General features: G+C 66.3%; 17 protein-coding genes and 2 tRNA genes. 10 read left to right on the top strand and 9 right to left on the bottom strand.

Annotated features, from left to right (window positions below; translation table 11 throughout):
* Window positions 1-53 precede the first annotated feature (53 nt).
* Window positions 54-1,244 (bottom strand): MFS transporter, encoded by a 1,191-nt coding sequence (locus FHY19_RS17260; protein ID WP_259167429.1) that lies wholly within the window; start codon window positions 1,242-1,244, stop codon window positions 54-56.
* Between the two features lie 97 nt (window positions 1,245-1,341).
* Here FHY19_RS17260 and FHY19_RS17255 point away from each other — a divergent pair, with 97 nt between their 5' ends.
* The 5 genes from FHY19_RS17255 (at window position 1,342) to FHY19_RS17235 (ending at window position 5,870) form a co-directional block, all read left to right on the top strand.
* On the top strand, window positions 1,342-2,244 hold the full coding sequence (locus FHY19_RS17255) for a LysR family transcriptional regulator (protein WP_259155775.1): 903 nt from the start codon (window positions 1,342-1,344) through the stop codon (window positions 2,242-2,244).
* A 68-nt stretch (window positions 2,245-2,312) separates the two neighbouring features.
* Window positions 2,313-4,235, top strand: coding sequence for an MFS transporter (locus FHY19_RS17250; protein ID WP_259167427.1), 1,923 nt, complete (start codon window positions 2,313-2,315; stop codon window positions 4,233-4,235).
* A 308-nt stretch (window positions 4,236-4,543) separates the two neighbouring features.
* A complete protein-coding gene (locus tag FHY19_RS17245; RefSeq protein ID WP_259167426.1) occupies window positions 4,544-4,888 on the top strand; it encodes a CD225/dispanin family protein in 345 nt (114 codons plus the stop codon).
* Window positions 4,888-5,298, top strand: coding sequence for a DUF2752 domain-containing protein (locus FHY19_RS17240; RefSeq protein ID WP_228999456.1), 411 nt, complete (start codon window positions 4,888-4,890; stop codon window positions 5,296-5,298). Before FHY19_RS17245 ends, FHY19_RS17240 begins: the two co-directional genes overlap by 1 nt.
* Before the next feature lie 125 nt (window positions 5,299-5,423).
* Window positions 5,424-5,870: a DUF4240 domain-containing protein gene (locus FHY19_RS17235; protein ID WP_259167425.1), complete on the top strand. Its 447-nt coding sequence runs from the start codon at window positions 5,424-5,426 to the stop codon at window positions 5,868-5,870.
* Window positions 5,871-6,103: 233 nt separating this feature from the next.
* On the opposite strand, the gene FHY19_RS17230 is transcribed toward FHY19_RS17235, so the two are convergent.
* From FHY19_RS17230 to FHY19_RS17210, 5 genes are all read right to left on the bottom strand, one after another.
* Window positions 6,104-6,997 (bottom strand): cobalamin biosynthesis protein, encoded by an 894-nt coding sequence (locus tag FHY19_RS17230; protein ID WP_259167424.1) that lies wholly within the window; start codon window positions 6,995-6,997, stop codon window positions 6,104-6,106.
* Between the two features lie 133 nt (window positions 6,998-7,130).
* Window positions 7,131-8,030: an NAD(+) diphosphatase gene (gene nudC, locus FHY19_RS17225; RefSeq protein WP_259167423.1), complete on the bottom strand. Its 900-nt coding sequence runs from the start codon at window positions 8,028-8,030 to the stop codon at window positions 7,131-7,133.
* 345 nt (window positions 8,031-8,375) lie between these two features.
* The gene (gene erpA, locus FHY19_RS17220) at window positions 8,376-8,762 is read right to left on the bottom strand and encodes an iron-sulfur cluster insertion protein ErpA (protein ID WP_259167421.1); all 387 of its coding nucleotides are present in this window, start codon (window positions 8,760-8,762) and stop codon (window positions 8,376-8,378) included.
* Between the two features lie 80 nt (window positions 8,763-8,842).
* Window positions 8,843-9,292: a polymer-forming cytoskeletal protein gene (locus tag FHY19_RS17215; RefSeq protein ID WP_104611740.1), complete on the bottom strand. Its 450-nt coding sequence runs from the start codon at window positions 9,290-9,292 to the stop codon at window positions 8,843-8,845.
* A gap of 3 nt (window positions 9,293-9,295) precedes the next feature.
* A complete protein-coding gene (locus FHY19_RS17210; RefSeq protein ID WP_259155787.1) occupies window positions 9,296-10,033 on the bottom strand; it encodes a DUF6776 family protein in 738 nt (245 codons plus the stop codon).
* A 128-nt stretch (window positions 10,034-10,161) separates the two neighbouring features.
* Between FHY19_RS17210 and FHY19_RS17205 the strand changes: the two genes are divergently transcribed.
* Genes FHY19_RS17205 through FHY19_RS17195 form a run of 3 tightly spaced genes read left to right on the top strand, consistent with a single transcriptional unit; the run spans window position 10,162 to window position 15,089 of the window.
* The gene (locus FHY19_RS17205) at window positions 10,162-10,788 is read left to right on the top strand and encodes a DUF4126 domain-containing protein (RefSeq protein ID WP_259167420.1); all 627 of its coding nucleotides are present in this window, start codon (window positions 10,162-10,164) and stop codon (window positions 10,786-10,788) included.
* A gap of 38 nt (window positions 10,789-10,826) precedes the next feature.
* The gene (locus FHY19_RS17200) at window positions 10,827-12,791 is read left to right on the top strand and encodes an EAL domain-containing response regulator (RefSeq protein ID WP_259167419.1); all 1,965 of its coding nucleotides are present in this window, start codon (window positions 10,827-10,829) and stop codon (window positions 12,789-12,791) included.
* A gap of 39 nt (window positions 12,792-12,830) precedes the next feature.
* Complete coding sequence (locus FHY19_RS17195; RefSeq protein ID WP_259167703.1) at window positions 12,831-15,089, top strand: ATP-binding protein; 2,259 nt, start codon at window positions 12,831-12,833, stop codon at window positions 15,087-15,089.
* Window positions 15,090-15,265: 176 nt separating this feature from the next.
* On the opposite strand, the gene bfr is transcribed toward FHY19_RS17195, so the two are convergent.
* The 3 genes from bfr to FHY19_RS17180 form a co-directional block, all read right to left on the bottom strand.
* A complete protein-coding gene (gene bfr, locus FHY19_RS17190) occupies window positions 15,266-15,736 on the bottom strand; it encodes a bacterioferritin (RefSeq protein WP_005990707.1) in 471 nt (156 codons plus the stop codon).
* A 273-nt stretch (window positions 15,737-16,009) separates the two neighbouring features.
* Window positions 16,010-16,219 (bottom strand): (2Fe-2S)-binding protein, encoded by a 210-nt coding sequence (locus tag FHY19_RS17185; protein ID WP_104614370.1) that lies wholly within the window; start codon window positions 16,217-16,219, stop codon window positions 16,010-16,012.
* A gap of 79 nt (window positions 16,220-16,298) precedes the next feature.
* A complete protein-coding gene (locus tag FHY19_RS17180) occupies window positions 16,299-16,916 on the bottom strand; it encodes an RNA pyrophosphohydrolase (protein WP_104611746.1) in 618 nt (205 codons plus the stop codon).
* Between the two features lie 118 nt (window positions 16,917-17,034).
* Between FHY19_RS17180 and FHY19_RS17175 the strand changes: the two genes are divergently transcribed.
* Both FHY19_RS17175 and FHY19_RS17170 read left to right on the top strand, forming a co-directional pair.
* Window positions 17,035-17,111 (top strand) — tRNA-Met (locus FHY19_RS17175).
* A gap of 52 nt (window positions 17,112-17,163) precedes the next feature.
* Window positions 17,164-17,238, top strand: a tRNA-Gln gene (locus FHY19_RS17170).
* Window positions 17,239-17,650 lie beyond the last annotated feature (412 nt).

Raw genomic sequence — 17,650 nt, 5'->3', positions numbered from 1 at the left:
AGGCGGCAATGCACAATGCAGCCTGCAACCGCGTCATTCTGTCTCCGCAGCGCTTACTTCCAGGTATGACGCGACACGCTCCACCCCACCCAGCCCAATGCGGCCACCGCCAGCACCGCCCCACCCATCACCACGCCGTTCCAGCCGGCCTGCGCATACGCCGCAGTGCCCAGTGTCGAGCCCACCGCACCACCGATGAAGTAGCAGGTGATGTAGGCCGAGGTAATGCGATTGCGCGCGTTGGGATTGCGCTGATAGATCACGCTCTGGTTGGCGATATGTACGCCTTGCACCGCGATATCCAGCAGCAGCACGCCGACGATCAGCAGCGCGATCGACTGCGGCGCAAATGCCAGCAATCCCCACGACAGCAGCAGCATCGCCAACCCGCCCCAGCTGACCCGATCGCCATGCCCGTGATCGGACCAGTGACCGGAGCGATTGGCCGCCAGCGCGCCGGCCGCACCGATCAGGCCGAACAGCCCGATCACCGCCGTGCCATAGCCATACGCAGGCCCGGACAACAGGAACGCCAGCGTGGTCCAGAACATGCTGAAGCCGGCAAAGATCAGCCCACCCAGCACCGCGCGCGACCGCAGCACCGCATCGTCGCGCATCAGCGTCAGCACCGAGCCCACCAGCTGCGGATACGACAGCTGCGCATTGCCCGGATGCCGCGGCAGCCCGCGCCACAACAGCCAGGCCGTGACCAGCAATAAACCTGATGCGATCCAGTACACCGTATGCCAGCCGCCAACACCGGCCAGCACCCCGGCGGCGGTGCGTGCCAGCAGGATGCCCAGCAGCAAACCGCTCATCACCGTGCCGATCACCCGCCCGCGTTCGTGCGGGGCGGCCAGGGTCGCGGCGAACGGCACCAGGATCTGCGCCGCCACCGAACTGGCGCCAGTGACAATGGTGCCCACCAGCAACACCGCGAAGCTGTGCGAGCTCGCGCTGATCAGCAGGCCCAGCGCGCTGAGCACGAACAGCCCCACGATCAGGCTGCGCCGCTCCAGCCGGTCGCCCAGCGGCACCAGCAACAGCAAACCGGCCGCATAGGCCAGCTGCGCCGCGGTCACCACCGCCCCGGCGCTGCGCACCGGGATCGTGAAGGCCTGCGCCAGCGTTTCCAGCAGGGGCTGGGCATAGTAATTGCTCGCTACCGCCAGCCCGGTGGCGGCCGCCATCAGCAGCACCAGACGGCGCGGCAAGGGCGGGTGGGAGGCGGAGTCGACAGTCATGGCAGGTGCCTGGTCAAGGAAGGGGCGCAGTGTGGCCAACGGCAAGGCATCTTTCCAATGTATTGTTTTCACTGTCGCCATCGTGTTTCGAGATCGCATGCTGACCCTGCGCCAACTGGAATTCGCCGTGGCCGTGGCCGACGAAGGCGGCTTCACCGCCGCCGCCCGTCGCTGCAACACCGTGCAATCGGCGCTCAGCCACCAGGTTGCCAAGATCGAGGAAACCCTCGGTGCGCGCCTGTTCGAACGCGGCACCCGCCGGGTACGGCCTACCGCAGCCGGCGACGTCTTCCTGCACAACGCCCGCCAGACCCTGCGCGCAGCCGAGCGCCTGCACGAGGAAATGGCCCAGGCACTGGGTACCGTGCGCGGCCGGCTCACGCTGGGGCAGATTTCCTCACTGAGCACGGTGCAAGTGCCGACGCTGCTGCGCGCGTTTCGCAGTGCGCATGCGCGGGTGGATGTGCACCTGCGCACCGCCATGAGCGAGGCCTTGCTGCACGACCTGGGCGAAGGCCGCCTGGATGTGGCCCTGGTCGGCGTCGGCCCGCAGGTCGCGCTGCCGGAGCAGCGCCTGCTCCTGCACGAAGAACCGCTCGCCCTGATCGTCGCCCCCGGCCATCGCTTTGCCGCGCGCAAGCGGGTGGCGCTGGCCGAGCTGGACGATGAGCCCATGGCCGGGTTGATTGCCGGTGCCGGGGTGCGCGGCATCGTCGACGCGGCCTTCGACCAGGCCGGGCTGCGACAGCGCCGGCAATACGAAGTCACCCACGCCGATCTGATGCGCGAGCTGGTGGCCGCCGACCTGGGCGTGGGCATCGTGCCGCAGACCATGGCCGCGGCCATGCGCGAGGTGGTGACGGTTGCGCTGAAGGAGCGCTTCGGTTTCTTGACCTACGCGGTATGGCGCCCCGACCCCACCCCGGCCGCACGCGCGTTCGTGGCACTGCTGCGTGCCCAGGCAGCGCAGCGTGCGCCATCGCCTGGCCGGTCGCGCTAGGCGCACGGGCCATCCACCAGCACGCCGTGGAAGCCTGCTAGGCTGCGCGCGTTCGCAAAGGAAACTGCATGTCCGGTCACAGTCAGTTCGCCCTGCTCAGGCAGCGCCGCTTCTTGCCGTTCTTCGCTGTCCAGGCACTGGGCGCGTTCAACGACAACGTCTATCGGCAGGCCATCATCGGCCTGTTGTTCTATCTCGGCATCGATGCGGCGCAGCGCACGCTGTACACCAATCTGGCGCCGGCATTGTTCATCCTGCCGTACTTCCTGTTCTCCGCGCTGGCCGGCCAGATCGCCGAGAAGCTGGAGAAGCAGAAGCTCATCGTGATCACCACCACGATGGAGATCGCCATCATGTCGCTGGCCGCGGTAGGCTTTGTCACCGAAAACATGGCGATCCTGCTGATTGCGCTGTTCTGCACCGGCCTGCAGTCCACGCTGTTCGGGCCGGTGAAGTATTCGATCCTGCCTTCGGTGCTCAAGTCCGAGGAACTCACCGGCGGCAACGGCCTGGTCGAGATGGGTACCTCGATCTCGATCCTGTGCGGCATGATCTTCGGCGGGCTGATCTTCCAGATCGCCGGCAGCCACGGCCCGGAGGCCGCCGCCACCGCGGTCATTGCCATTGCCATCACCGGCAACCTGGTGGCGCGGCTGGTGCCCAGGGTCGATGCCGGCGCACCCGAGCTAAAGATCAACTGGAATCCCATCCCCGAATCGCGCGCCATCATGCGCCTGACCCGGCGCACGCCGGCGGTGCGCAACTCGGTGCTGGGCGTGTCGTGGTTCTGGTTCGTCGGCACCGTGCTCACCGCGCAGCTGCCCACCTACGCGCAGCTCAACCTCGGCGGCCGGCAGGACCTGTACGTGTTCGCGCTGGCGCTGTTTTCGATCGGCACCGGCGTCGGCTCGCTGCTGTGCGAACGGCTGTCCGGACGCACCGTGGAAATCGGCCTGGTGCCGCTGGGCGCGTTCGGCATCAGCGCCTTCCTGCTGGACCTGTATTTCGCCCGCCCCGGTGCCGCGCCGGCGAGCGGCCTGTCGATCGGCCAGTTCGTGCAGCAGGCCGGCAGCCTGCGGCTGATCATCGATCTGGTCGGCATCGGCCTGTTCACCGGTCTGTTCGTGGTGCCGTTGTTCGCGCTGATCCAGAGCCGCACGCCCAAGGCCGAACTCTCGCGCGTCATCGCCGGGCTCAACATCCAGAACTCGCTGTTCATCGTGGCCGCCGCCATCATCGGCATCGCACTGCAGCTGCCGCAGGTGGTGCTGTTCGGGCACCGCATTCCGATGCCGGGGCTGAGCATTCCGCAGGTGTTCCTGGCGCTGGCCATCGCCAACACGTTGGTGGCGCTGTGGATCTTCACCCTGGTGCCCGAGTTTTTGATGCGCTTTCTCAGCTGGGTGCTGGTGAGCGTGCTGTATCGCCTGCGCGCGCGCGATATCGACACCCACGTGCCCGACGACGGCGCCGCGTTGCTGGTGTGCAACCACGTCAGCTACATGGACGCGCTGATCCTGTCGGCAGTGATCCCGCGCCCGGTGCGCTTTGTCATGTACTACAAGATCTTCCGCATCCCGGTGATGCGCTGGATCTTCCGCACCGCCAAGGCGATCCCGATCGCCGGCGCGCGCGAAGACCCGGCACTGATGCAGCAGGCCTTCGACCGCATCGATGCCGCGCTGGCCGATGGCGAGCTGGTCTGCATCTTCCCCGAAGGTGCGTTGACCAAGGATGGCGAGATTGCCGCGTTCAAATCCGGTGTCGAAAAGATCCTGCAGCGGCGCAAGGTGCCGGTGATTCCGATGGCGCTGCGTGGCATGTGGTCGAGCATGTGGAGCCGGCGCGACACACGCCTGGGACGCATGCGGGTGCCGCGCCGGATGCGCGCGCAGATCGAAGTGGTGGCCGGCCCCGCCATTGCCGGCGACCAGGCCACTGCCGCATTGCTCGAACAGCAGGTCCGCGCACTGCGCCAGGACCGACCATGAGCCGCATGGGCGCGGGCTTTGCGTCCGTCGCGCACCGCGAGTAGCCTGTGCGCCACTGCACGCTTTGCCGCCGCGTTCGCCAAGCGGACGCGGCCAGTCGTACCGGGGGACGTCGTCGTGCTCAATCTGGTGTCTGAGACATCTGCCGCAACCGGCAGCCGTCGCGCCTGTCGGCAGCGCGCGGTGGCAGCGCTGCAGCGCGGTCCTGCAGGCACGACGCACGCTGCCATCGCTCGCGCTGCGGCCGCCCTTCCCATCCCCACGCACCCGATCCGTTCGTTGTCGTTTACCACCCAAGGAGCTTCACCATGAGTGCCATCCCACCGCCGATCCATCCCTCGTCCAGCGCCGCACCCGGCCCGGTGCCCAATCACCTGATCTGGGCGATCGTCTCCACCGTGCTCGGCTTCTGCCTGTGCTGCCCGGCCCTGATCACCGGCATCGTGGCGATCGTGTTCTCCAGCAAGGTCAACGGCCTGCTCAACCAGGGCGACATCGATGGCGCGCGTCGCGCCTCCAACACCGCCAAGACCTGGTGCATCGTGACCAGCGTACTGGCCGCGATCGGCCTGCTGATCAACATCGGCATGGTCGCCACCGGCGGCATGCAGGGCTACATGGATTACATGCAGCAGCTGCAACACATGCAGTAATGGAGCTGCGTCCACGCCATTGGCTTGGACTGGGGGCGGCCACCAGCGTGGCCGCCTTTGGCGTGTCGCTGCTGTACCGCTTCGACCCGAACGCGAGCAACAGCCCGTTCCCGCCGTGCGTGTTCCGCGCCGTCACCGGCTGCTACTGCCCCGGTTGCGGCATGACCCGCGCGTTGTACGCGCTGGTGCATTTCGATCTTCCCGGCGCCTTCGCCATGAATCCGGCCGCCGTGCTCGGCCTGTTCACCCTGCCCGGCCTGATCGCCTGGAAAGCCGGCTGGCGTGCGCGCTGGTTCGCCCCGGTGGTGACCGTGATGTCCGAACCCAAGTTCTGGTTGTGGGCACTTCCCACGTACTGGATTGCACGGAATCTGCCGTGGTTTCCGTTTACCTTGCTGGCACCGGGTTAAATCGAAGAAAGACGTTGCGAAGCAATGCTTGATCGACAATTTCTGCTGACGAACCAGTCAAGGCGACGCCACTCAACGACGCGGCGCGATGTTGCACCAACCATTAGCCTTTACATGAGCAGGTTATGGAAAATGGCCAATTTTGGCAGCTAATGAAACTTGTTGATCGTGCTGCACTGGAGGACGGAGACGAGGATCGCGCACTGGCCGCTCTTACATCGGCTTTAACGGCCATGGAGGCTGCAAGCATCGAAGCCTTCCATGAGCATCTTTCGCAGCATCTTTTCGCGATCGACGGAGAGAAATACGCAGAAAATGCCGGCGACTCCGGGCAGTCTGATGATGGCTTCCTCTATGCCAGATGCTATGTGGTCGCCCGTGGCGAGGAATACTATTCCCGCGTAAAAAGAAATCCGATTGAAATGCAAGGCTCGGCTGATCAATGGTGCGAGTCGCTGCTTTACGTCGCTCCAAACGCCTGGGCAGCAGCCAGCGGCAGCGACCCATCAGAGTGGAAATTCGAGTCAACTGTTAGCTATGAATCGGGCAGCAACCCCGATCTATGGGCTTAGGCCAGCGGCACATAACGTGCTACCGAAACCGACACGTCTCACAAGCCGATTTACTTCAGACGTTGAACCGTAGCGGACAATTCAACGGGCACGGGTTCAACGTGTAAAGCCACGCAAGCAGTACTATTAACCGCCGGACCTAGATTCAAACACTTGCGCTGAAATGATGGAAGCCTGGTGCCAGGACGGCAAACAATGCAGCGCTTGTCACTATTTTAGTTTGGCGCGCAACATCACCGCACCCACCCGGCAATCACCAACAACGCCAGCACCACCATCCACAGCAGCAGCACGCGCCAGACCAGGCTCATTGCATCGCGCACTTCCGGCAGCCGGCGCCAGACCGGCACCAGTCCCGAATCGGTGTAGTCGTGCGCTTCTTCGCGTAGCTCGGCACTGACGCTGGCACGCGCAACCGCACCGAGAAAATGCGGCTCCAACGTCCAGCGATTGCCGTGCGCCTGCCGCCAGGCGCGAAACACCGTCTCGAAATTGCCCACCAGCGCCATCGACACCGTCATCAACTGCGCCACCGGCCATTCCAATGCGGCCAGCAGCCAGCGCGCGCCGGCAAGGTTGCGTGGAGGTAGCAGCACGGCCAGCGGGCTTTCCACCGCCAGCGCAGTCAGGCGATACAACACCGCGCCGAACGGGCCCAGCAACAGAAACCACCACAGCACCGCAAACCAGCGCCGCAGGCCGTTGACCACCACCGCTTCGACCAGCGATGGCGCATCCTCGTGCACGCTGCCGCCGGCGGCCTGCAACTGCGAGATCGCGTCGCGTCGCGCACCCGGCGTGTCGGCATCGATCACCGCCTCGACATCGCGGTCCAGATCGCGCGGGCCCCAGGTCCAGGCCAGCACCGCTACGCCGAACAGCAGCGACAGGAATCCGTGCCAGACATCGTCCAGCAACCACTGCAGCACGATCGCCACCAGCAGCACCGGCAACAGCGCAAGCAGGAATCCGTAGCGGCCCTGCCAGGCGCCACGCCCGGCAGCATGACTGTCCAGCCGGCGCAGCCAATGGCCAAACCATTCAAAACGGCGCAGCCTGGCCACCTGCGCCGGGACCAGATGGCCCAGCGTGAGTGCGACGACGACGGCAACCAGGGTGGTGAACATGGGTGTCCCTCCTCAGCCGAGTCTAGCCGAGCGGGCACAACCGCCCTGTAACGCGTTTCGCCTGCCGGCACCGCACGCAACCGCCAGCGGCGCCAGAGCGCTTGCCCACGGCATGCGCTTGCAGCCGGCGCCGTCAGCCATGGGTGCGATACCAGTGCTCGATCAGCGCGCGCGCAATCGAAATCGCAGGCGGCAGCCCGATCCCGTCGTCACCACCTTGTCCAGCCAGCGCTGCGCCGACCTCGGCATGGCTCACCCAGCGCGCATCTTCCAGTTCACCGGTCACCTGCGGCACTTCGGTTGCGGCCGCATGCGCGATAAAGCCCAGCATCAGCGCCCCCGGGAACGGCCACGGCTGCGCACCGACATAGCTGCAGTGCTGGATCCGCACGCGGGTTTCTTCATGCACCTCGCGCGCCACCGTCTGTTCCAGCGACTCACCCGGCTCCACGAATCCGGCGATCACCGAATAACGCCGCGGCGCCCAGCTGGCCTGGCGGCCCAACAGCAACCGTTGCCCGTCGCTGACCGCAACGATGATCGCCGGGTCCACGCGTGGGTAGTGCTCGGTCTGGCACTGCGTGCAATGCGCGATGAAGCCGGCGCGGCGGAACACGATCGCCCCGCCGCACACGCCGCAAAAGCGCGTGCGCGACTGCCAGTGCAGCATGGCCCGCGCATACGACGCCGTCGTGGCGATCTCCGCCGGCCATTCGGCCGCTGCCTGGCGCAGATCCACCCGCTGCGGCGCCTTGATGTCGAGCGGGTCGGCCGACAGGCAGAACCAGCCCTGGCCATCGCGCACGCCCAGGAAGATCGCCGCCTCCGGACTATCGGCAAGCGCTGCGCCCTGCAGCAACAACGGCTGCCCCTGCGCATCGGCCAGGGCGGTGCCCTTGGCGTCGATCAACAGCACCTGGCCTTGTGGCCACAATTGCGCCAACGCGGCGGGATCGTCGCGCAAGGCATCGCCACGATCGAGCGGCGCGTGGGTGAAGGCAAAACCGGACAACGGAAGAGTAGATGCTGACATCGGCGCAAGCCTGCCGATAATTGGCGACACCCGCAACCGGCAGCGCATGATGATCGGCCCAGGCGCGCAGTGGGCGCTCGCACTTGTTGCAGGTCGCCGGTGAAGACAAGCGGTTGACAATGCCGGCGCCGTGCGCCCGCAGCGCCGATCTATCGAAAGGCGCTTGCGTGCCCTGCTGCGTCGATCTTCGCAGCGGTGCTGAGCAATTGCGCTGGATCTTCGCAGCGGTGCTGAGCAATTGCGCTGGATCAGCGCACCTCGGCCAGCCGTGCTGCAGACACCCGTCGACGCGCCAACGCGCCGACAAACGATCGCAAGCACGCGACCGAAACCGGCCGAACAGCCTCAGACGCTGAAGCTGCTACCGCACCCGCAGGTGGTCTTGGCGTTGGGATTGCGGATCACGAACTGCGCGCCGGTCAGGCTCTCGGTGTAGTCCACCTCGGCGCCCATCAGGTATTGCAGGCTGAGTGGGTCGACCAGCAGCGTCACGCCATCGGTGGCCACGGCCAGATCGTCTTCGGAGCGGTTCTCGTCGAATTCGAAACCGTACTGGAAGCCGGAACACCCGCCTCCCTGGATATACACGCGCAACGCCAGCTCGGCGTTGCCCTCTTCCTGGATCAGCTCGCGCACCTTGGCGGCGGCGGCTCCAGAAAAGTTCAGCGGCCGGTCGATGGACTGATAGTCCGGGGCCGGGGCGGCAGTGGGAAGCGAAACGAGCGTACTCATGGCGTCAGCATGGGGGCCAGGCGGCCCCACTTCAAGCAGGCCGTGCCGGCCAGACGCTCCGGCTTCAGCCGCGCGCCCGCTCAGGCCTCTGCGGTTTCGGCCTGCAGGGCCTTGGCCGGCTCGGTGCGGCTGGCTTCCGGGGCCGGCAAAGCGGCGGTCGCGCCTGCGGTGGCGGCATGGATCAACCGCCCGGTGAGCTGCGCGCCGGCGCTCATTTCCACCACCTGGTAGTGCACGTTGCCCTGCACCCGCGCATTGGCTGCCAGTTCGACCCGCTCGGCCGCATGCACGTCGCCGGTCAGCTGACCATTGATGATCACGATCGGCGCACGCACTTCGCCCTCGATGCTGCCTTGCTCGGCCACCGTCAAGGTGGCGCTGGCGCCTTCTTCGGCAATCACCTTGCCCAGGATGCGGCCTTCCACATACAGCCCGCCACTGAACATCAGGTCGCCGCGGATCACCACCTGCGGCCCGATCAAGGTATCGACCACGGTCTGCGCACCACGGTTGGATTTGTTTCCGAACATGAGCTACTCCCCCGCGCCATTGCCGGCGACTTTCCAATCGAATGTCTGATTGACCGGCGCCCCATCGCCGCTCAGGGAGATTTTGACACGTTGCGGGGTGAAATCCTTCGGCAGGATCACGCTGCCGTCCAACTGCTGGAAATAGCGGAACGAATACGGCTGAGCGGCGGCCTCGGGCTTCTGGTGCAGCTCGTTCCAGCTCACCGTCACCAGCTTGCCGGAACGCACGCCCTCCACCGCAAAGCGCAGCTGCCCCTGACTGATCGCGCCGCGGTTGAGGTTCTGGGTCAGCACGACGCTGTAGTTCCAGGTACCGCCGGCCTCGGCGGTAAACTGCACCGAGTGCGCGTTCAGCCCCTTGCGCTGCGCAGTGGAACCCACCAGCCGCTCATAAAAGGCCACATCGGCGCGCAAGGCGGCGATCTGTTCGTCGCGCTCGGCCAGCGAGGCCTGCACTTCGGTATTGGCCGCGCGGCTGATCTTGTCGGACATCGCCAGATTGACCTGGCGCTGCTGCAATTGTTCGATCAGCTTGCGCTGCTGGGCCTGGCTGCGCTGGGCCTGCTGCAACGCCGTCTCGGCCTCGACCAGGCGCGGCGCCGCAGTGCGGCTGGCCATCCACCACACCCCGCCCAGGGAGGCCAGCCACAGCAGGACGATCACGATCCACAGCCAGCGGCCGCTGGAAGGGCCACCGCCCGGCTCCCGTTGGACGATCTGAACGCGTGCGGCTGGTCTCATGGGCATCGGGTCCGGACGGGCCGGCGCTGTGGGCGGCGACGTAGTGTGCCAGAGCCTCAGCGGCGGTCACGCTGGCGCTCGGCCGGCGGTTATCCGATAGTTCCGTATTGTTCGCAGGAAGCAACGCCATGAGCGAAGCCCATCTGTTCGTGATCGGCATCCTGCTGGCCTGGCTGGCCGGCATCCGCGTCTATCTCACCGTGTTTGGCGTCGGCCTGGCCGGCCTGCTCGGCTGGATCGAGCTGCCGCCGGCGCTGCATCCAGCGCAATCATGGTGGGTGCTGGGCACGTCCGGTGCGCTGGCGGTGGCCGAATTCTTCGCCGACAAGATCCCCGGCGTGGATTCGGGCTGGGACCTGCTGCAGACGCTGGCACGGGTGCCGGCCGGCGCATTTCTGGCCGCAGCCACGCTGTCGCCGGACGGTGATCTGAGCACGGGCGTGCTGGCCGCCGGCGCCGGCGTGGCACTGACCAGCCACACCCTCAAGGCCGGCACCCGCGCCTTGCTCAACACCTCGCCGGAACCGGCCAGCAACTGGGTCGCCTCGCTGGCCGAAGACACCATCGCTACCACCGCGTTGGCGCTGGCCCTGGCGCATCCATGGTTGGCATTGGGTCTGGCGGTGGGGTCCAGCGTGTTGGTCGCGCTGGTGGTGTGGTGGGTCTGGCGCTTGCTGTGGCGTGGCATGCGCCGGCTGGTCGCGCCGATGCGCCCGGCAAGCACGCCGGCTGCACGCCGCTCACCGCTATCGTGAAGTTCATCGCATAATCATCGCGACTGCAGGGAGTATCGATGGCCGCCCGAGATCCGGTTCCTTTCACCACCCGTGACGACACCGCCACGCGTAATCGCCCGCTGCGCGCGGAGACGCCGCCGGCCGATTACTGGCGCCGCTGGGCCGACGAGTCTGCCGGCGCGCCCGACGACAGCGCGCCGGTGAGTGCGGCGATCATTCCCGCGCCCGCCGCGACCAACATTCCCAGCCACGCCGCGCCCATCGCACCGGCGCGTGCCGCGGCCAATGCTGGCGCAACGCGTGTTGCGGCAGCACCGTCGCCGTCCTCCGCAGTGCCCGCGGTCAGAGCCGATGGCGGCGACAACGTCGCGGCCGATGCGCCGTATCGCGTCCTGATCGTCGAAGACGACCGCTCGCAGGCCTTGTTCGCACAAAGCGTGCTGCATGGCGCCGGCATGCACGCGCAGGTCGAAATGACCGCCGCCAGCGTGCCGCAGGCAATCCAGGACTATCACCCGGATCTGATCCTGATGGATCTGCACATGCCCGAGCTGGACGGCATCCGCCTGACCACCTTGATCCGCCAGCAGCCGGGGCAGCAGCTGCTGCCGATCGTCTTCCTCACCGGCGACCCGGACCCGGAGCGTCAATTCGAAGTGCTCGACAGTGGCGCCGACGATTTCCTCACCAAACCGATCCGCCCGCGCCACCTGATCGCCGCAGTGTCCAATCGCATCCGCCGCGCGCGCCAACAGGCGCTGCAACTGGCCGGCGAGCAGGTCAGCGCGCGCAGCAACCCGGAAACCGGCCTGCCCACGCGCGGCCACGTGATGGAACTGCTGGCCACTGCGCTGGAGCGCAAGCAGTCCGGCGGCCTGTTCTTCATCGAGATCGCCAGCGCACTCGGCCTGCGCGAACGCTACGGCTACGCCGCCTACGAACGCCTGATGACCCAGGCCGGGCATCGCCTGGCCAGTGCCGCCCAGCCGTATCCGCTGGCACGTCTGAACGACAACAGCTTCCTGCTGCTGGCCGTGGATATGGACGAGGCGGGTCTGGAACAACGCGCGCTGGACATCCGCGAGCGGCTGTCCGCCAACGCCTTCCCGGTGCGCGAGGAAGAATCGGTGCATGTGCGCTGCGCGATCGGCGCCGCGCCGCTGGGCCTGGGCTTCGACGACACCGGCAGCGCGCTGGAAGCGGTCGAGCGCACTGCGCTGCAGGCACGCCTGCGCAGCGACGGCGTGCAGACCTATCTGGCGCCCAGCCAGGCCGAGCAACAGGAACAACTGCGCCTGGTCGAAGGCCAGCTCGAACTGGCCTACCAGCCGATCGTGGCCGTGGCCGGCGGCGACACCGCGCAATACCAGGTGCTGCTGCGGCTGCGCCAGGCCGACGGTACCCTGCTCTCGGCCGGCCAGGTGATTCCCGCCGCCGAAGCGGCCGGACGCATCGCCGACCTGGACCAGCAGGTTATGGATCACGCACTGGGCCTGCTGCATCTGTACCAGCACGCCAGCCCGCCGCTGCGCCTGTTCGTCTCGCAATCGCCGCGTACGCTGGCGCGCGATGCGTTCGCCGACTGGCTGCTCAAGGCATTGGTCGAACGCGGCGTGGCCGGGCAATCGCTGATCGTGGACCTGCGCCTGGACGATGCCCTGATCCACGCGGTGACCGTGCAGCAGTTCTGCGCCAAGCTGATGCCGGCCGGCGTGCAGTTCTGCCTGAGCCAGTTCGAGCCCGGCGACGAAGCCAACGCACTGCTGAGCCAGTTGCCACTGAGTTTCGTGCGCATGGCCAACCGTTTCGCCGATGCGCACGGCAATGCCGCCGTGCGCGACGAACTGCGCGGGGTGATCGACATCGCCCATCAGCGCGGCCTGCTGATCATCGGCCAGCGCATCGAAGACCCGCAGGCGGCCGCCGCGATGTGGATGAGCGGCGTGGACTTCATCCAGGGCAACCTGGTGCAGACGGTCGGCAAGGAACTGGATTTCGACTTCACGAACGCGGTGCTCTAAATGACGCCGCAGGCAGGAGGCCTTCGCGCCTGGAGTCCCCTGGCCACGGTTGCCGCTCTCACCGCTGCGGTGGGCGCAGGCCTGCAATGGAGCGACATCCGCGGACCCTGGCACGCACTCACGGCCGTCGCTGCGGCGCTGGCCGTGATGTTCGCCCTGTGCGCGGCAGTGGCTGCCCAGCGCAGCGCCCGCGCCCAGCAAGGCTTGTCCAAGCGCCTGGACGAGGCGGAACTTGCCCGCGAACGCCTGCAACAGGAACTGCAACGCCACGGCGAACTGGAACAGGAACTGTTGCGCGCCAAACAGGCGGCCGAAGCCGCCACGCTGGCCAAGGGCGAATTTCTGGCCACCATGAGCCACGAGATCCGCACCCCGCTCAACGGCATCATTCCGATGCTGGAACTCATCTCCAGCGGCCAGCTCAGCCTGGACCAGCGCGACATGCTGCAGACCGCCACCGGCAGCTCGCTGCAGCTGCTGCGCATCGTCGACGACATCCTCGACTACTCCAAGCTCGAAGCGAACAAGCTCGAACTGGAGATCACCACCTTCAACCTGCGCGAGTTGCTCGACGGTGTGGTGCAGCTGTTGCAACGCACCGCCGAAAGCCGCCAGCTGCGCCTGGGCCTGGACATCGAACCGTCGGTGCGCCTGCTGGTGCGCGGCGACCCGATCCGCCTGCGTCAGGTGCTGGGCAACCTGATCGGCAATGCGATCAAGTTCACCGAGCGTGGCAGCATCGATATCCAGCTGCGCCGCCTGGGCGAGACCCGCGCCCAACACCTGCTGCGTTTCCAGGTGCGCGACACCGGCATCGGCATCGCCCCCGACCAGCAGGCCCGCCTGTTCCGCTCCTTCGCCCAGGCCGATGCCTCCACCACCCGCCTGTACGGCGGCACCGGGCTGGGGCTGGCGATCTGCAAGCGCATCATCGACCTGATGGGCGGGCGCATTGGCGTGGAATCCGAACCCGGGCGCGGTGCCACGTTCTGGTTCGAGATCCCGCTGCTCAAGGTGATCGGCGACCTGCAGCAGAGCACCGGCGCCGATGCCGCGCGGGTGATGGTGATCAGCTCCGACGCACGCCTGTCGCAGCGGCTCAAGCGCCTGCTCGACAGCTGGGGCGTGGCGCACGTGCTGATGGAAACCACCCAGGAAGCGCTGGAACGCGTGCGCCGCCATAGCGATGGAGAAGGCTTCCGCTGCGTCATCGCCGACCACGACACGCTGCGCTACAGCGCGCGCGCCGTGCATCGCGCGCTGGCCCGCCCGGAAGACCTCAGCGGCTCCAAGCTGATCTGGCTGTACGGCGACGAGCCGGTGCCGGCCGAACTGCAGGACAACGCCACCCTGGTGCCGCGCCAGAGCCCGGACGAGGTGCTGCGCACGCTGGTGCTGCCGCCGGACACCAAGCCGGTCCATGCGCTGGCTCCAGCGATGATCCCCGAGCCGCTGCCGCCACCGATGGCCAACGCGCGCGAGGTGCGCATCCTGCTGGTCGAGGACAACCCGGTGAACCTGCTTGTCGCGCAGAAGCTGCTGGCGGTGCTGGGTTTCGAAGCCGACACCGCCACCGACGGCGAAGCCGCGCTGAGCAGCATGGAATCCACCCGCTACGACATGGTCTTCATGGATTGCCAGATGCCGGTGCTGGACGGCTACGCCGCCACCCGCCGCTGGCGCGCGATGGAAACCGAAAGCGGCGGCCGCCCGATCCCGATTGTGGCGATGACCGCCAATGCCATGGCTGGCGACCGCGAACGCTGCCTGGCCGCCGGCATGGACGATTACCTTTCCAAGCCCGTCGCCCGAGAGCAACTCGACGCCTGCCTGCAGCGCTGGCTGCCACGTCAGCCGCTGGCGCCTGGCCCGACCAGCGGCACCGCACCGGTGGATCCCGAGAGCGCCAGCGCAGCTGCCCAGGCGCGCGCGCTCCCGATCCTGGACAGCAGCGTGATCGACGAGCTGTACGAAGTCGCCGGCGCCGACACCATCACCATCCTGCAGCTGTTCCTGGACGATGCCCCAGGCATCATCGAACAGCTGGAAGCGGCGGCCGCCAATCGCGACAGCATGCAGCTGCGCGACCTGGCCCACACGCTCAAATCGTCCAGCGCCAACGTCGGCGCCCAGGCCGTGTCCAATGCCGCGCGACGCATCGAACTGGCCGCCCGCACCGGCACCATCGAACGTCCCTCGGTAATGGTCGCCCTGGTCATCGCCGAGTACGCCCGCGCCCGCCTGGCCCTGCTGGGCCAGGTGGCCCGCCTGCAGGCCGCCACCCGCGCAACCGGCTGAGCGATCACCGACCACGACCGCACTCAGCCTGCATGGCAATCCAGTCAGACTCACTCGCACGTCCAGCTGGATAGCCACGGCCACACCAAGCACCCGCGGCCCATCGCCCTTCCCTTCCCAACCTGCCATCACCAACCTACCCCACTGCACCGACAGCAGCGCAGCACTTACCGGGCTCAGTCGTCCAGCTTGGTCAGCAGGTAATTGGGCTCGCCGATACGCGCGACCAGATCCAGCTGGGTTTCCAGCCAGTCGATGTGCTCTTCTTCCGACTCCAGGATGTCCACCAGCAACTGGCGGCTCACGTAGTCGTTGACGGTTTCCGCATACGCGACGGCTTCACGCAACACCGCGACCGCTTCGCGCTCCAGCGCCAGGTCGCAGCGGAACATCTCGGTCGGGTTCTCGCCGATCCGCAGCTTGCCCAGCGCCTGAAAATTGGGAAGCCCTTCGAGAAAGAGGATGCGGTCGGACAACTTGTCCGCATGCTTCATCTCGTCGATGGACTCCTTGTACTCATGCTCGGCCAGTTCTTTCAGGCCCCAGTTCTTCAGCATCTTGGCGTGCAGAAAATACTGGTTGATCGCAGTGAGTTCGTTGTAGAGCACCTTGTTGAGGTACTCGATGACTTTGGTATCGCCCTTCATGCGATGTCTCCGAGACAGTGAGCCGGCCGCACTCTAACGCGTTGGCGCGGCGCATGAAGGAACGCGAATCGTGATCAGTTGCGTGCTGCCGAGGGCATGCGGCAAAGCCATGCGTGCCGCATCGAGGTGACCGCAGCAAGCCAGGAGAGCCAGGCGACTGCCCAAGCACTACTCAATGCCAAACCGGCATGCCAGCAGCCGCTGGAACCACCGCAGGAGTCAGAGACGTGCCACCCGTTGCATCACCCGGCGCGTGACGGGCGCGCCGCACCGCTAGGCGGCGCTTGCCAGACCCAGCAAAGGCAGCGGCAGCGCGCGGGTCGCGTGCGCCTTGCTCAGTAAATCGCCAGCCATTTCGAGGCATGAACCGCAATTGGACCCACAGCCGGTGCGCATGGTCAGCTCGGCCAAACTGGCGCAGCCGTTTTCGGCCGCTTCGCGGATCTGGTGGTCGGTGACCCCATTACAGATGCAGACGTACACGGTATCCGTCGGTGCTGGCGATCCGGAGAGGACCGGTGCTGATTGCACCGCAAACGAGAATAGGTGTCAATTCCAAACGTTAATCATTATTAATCCGCACCCGCGACGCCCCGCCACGCTTGCGTGGCCGCTTGCGCGGACTGTCATGGCCGGCCGCACTGCTACCTGGCAACCACGCTTCCAGCGCACGCTCGGGCATCACACCGACCGCTGCCGGGCCTGCCAGGTTCTGCGCAAGCGGCGCCAGATGGCGCAGCGCACGCGCATACACACCACGCTTGAAGATCACCACGTGCTCGACCGGGTACCAGAAGTCCACCCAGCGCCAGTGGTCGAACTCGGGGGTATCGGTGTGGTCGAGCTTGAGATGCGACTCGTCGCCAGTGAACTGCAGCAGGAACCACACCTGCTTCTGGCCGATACACACCTGCCGCTCATTGCGGCGGACCGCCCGGCTCGGCAGGCGATAGCGTAGCCAGCCAGGCGTGGCGCCGAGCAATTCCACATGCTCGGGCAACAACCCGGTTTCTTCGCGCAACTCGCGGTACATGGCTTCGACGGGTGTCTCATCGGTGTTCATGCCACCTTGCGGGAACTGCCAGCCGTCCCTGCGCACACGTCGTGCCCAGAACACCTGACCGTCCTTTCGCATCAGCACGATGCCGACGTTTGGCCGGAAACCGTCCGGATCGATCACGATGCGGACTCCTGAAAATCTACTGTCACCGACTCTGCCACGGCGACGGCCGGCTCACAAGCTGAAAACGAAATACTTGACAACACCCAGGCGCATCGCGAGAATTGCCGGCTCCCTAGGCTATGTAGCTCAGCCGGTTAGAGCACAGCACTCATAATGCTGGGGTCGGTGGTTCGAGTCCACCCATAGCCACCATGGTATTCAGGCCTGCACAGGCATGCGATACTCTGGGACAACACGTTTTTATTGCCCCGTCGCCAAGCGGTAAGGCACCTGACTCTGACTCAGGCATTCGGTGGTTCGAATCCATCCGGGGCAGCCAAACACAGAAGGTCCGATCGAACGATCGGGCCTTTTTTGTTGCCTGCGCCACATCCGAATCCGCACAGCAACTGGCCCGGCTGCAGATGCCGCGCACTGCATTCGGCCACTGCCTGCCCGGAGAATGCGCAAGTTCCAAGACACTCGATACCTGAGTGAGGTCGGGCACGACCGCGCACCGAAACCCGCCATGGACACGCCGGGCCAGGACGACTTGGCGTCGCCAGCGCGCACGCGCGTGGATACACAACCATTCGAGCGGCCGGAAACGTGCCGGCCGGGACGTCGGCAACGCCACACGCCCCAGCCACACCGAACCGGCGCACCGAGGCCAGCAGCAAATCGGTCGCCCGACTACCCTCAAGTAGTCCGGCCCACGCACCACCCCAAAAACGACAAAAGCCCGGCAATAC

This window comes from Xanthomonas sp. 4461 (assembly GCF_024806475.1).
In the GTDB taxonomy this organism is placed as follows: Bacteria; Pseudomonadota; Gammaproteobacteria; order Xanthomonadales; family Xanthomonadaceae; genus Xanthomonas; species Xanthomonas arboricola_F.
The sequence above is the reverse complement of the archived record's forward strand: the minus strand, read 5'-3'. Positions and strand labels throughout refer to the sequence as shown.

Bases quoted from the DNA above. Each gene is read 5' to 3' on its own strand.
- FHY19_RS17260 (WP_259167429.1), bottom strand. From the start codon at position 1,244: ATGACTGTCGACTCCGCCTCCCACCCGCCCTTGCCGCGCCGTCTGGTG.
- FHY19_RS17255 (WP_259155775.1), top strand. From the start codon at position 1,342: ATGCTGACCCTGCGCCAACTGGAATTCGCCGTGGCCGTGGCCGACGAA.
- FHY19_RS17250 (WP_259167427.1), top strand. From the start codon at position 2,313: ATGTCCGGTCACAGTCAGTTCGCCCTGCTCAGGCAGCGCCGCTTCTTG.
- FHY19_RS17245 (WP_259167426.1), top strand. From the start codon at position 4,544: ATGAGTGCCATCCCACCGCCGATCCATCCCTCGTCCAGCGCCGCACCC.
- FHY19_RS17240 (WP_228999456.1), top strand. From the start codon at position 4,888: ATGGAGCTGCGTCCACGCCATTGGCTTGGACTGGGGGCGGCCACCAGC.
- FHY19_RS17235 (WP_259167425.1), top strand. From the start codon at position 5,424: ATGGAAAATGGCCAATTTTGGCAGCTAATGAAACTTGTTGATCGTGCT.
- FHY19_RS17230 (WP_259167424.1), bottom strand. From the start codon at position 6,997: ATGTTCACCACCCTGGTTGCCGTCGTCGTCGCACTCACGCTGGGCCAT.
- nudC (WP_259167423.1), bottom strand. From the start codon at position 8,030: ATGTCAGCATCTACTCTTCCGTTGTCCGGTTTTGCCTTCACCCACGCG.
- erpA (WP_259167421.1), bottom strand. From the start codon at position 8,762: ATGAGTACGCTCGTTTCGCTTCCCACTGCCGCCCCGGCCCCGGACTAT.
- FHY19_RS17215 (WP_104611740.1), bottom strand. From the start codon at position 9,292: ATGTTCGGAAACAAATCCAACCGTGGTGCGCAGACCGTGGTCGATACC.
- FHY19_RS17210 (WP_259155787.1), bottom strand. From the start codon at position 10,033: ATGAGACCAGCCGCACGCGTTCAGATCGTCCAACGGGAGCCGGGCGGT.
- FHY19_RS17205 (WP_259167420.1), top strand. From the start codon at position 10,162: ATGAGCGAAGCCCATCTGTTCGTGATCGGCATCCTGCTGGCCTGGCTG.
- FHY19_RS17200 (WP_259167419.1), top strand. From the start codon at position 10,827: ATGGCCGCCCGAGATCCGGTTCCTTTCACCACCCGTGACGACACCGCC.
- bfr (WP_005990707.1), bottom strand. From the start codon at position 15,736: ATGAAGGGCGATACCAAAGTCATCGAGTACCTCAACAAGGTGCTCTAC.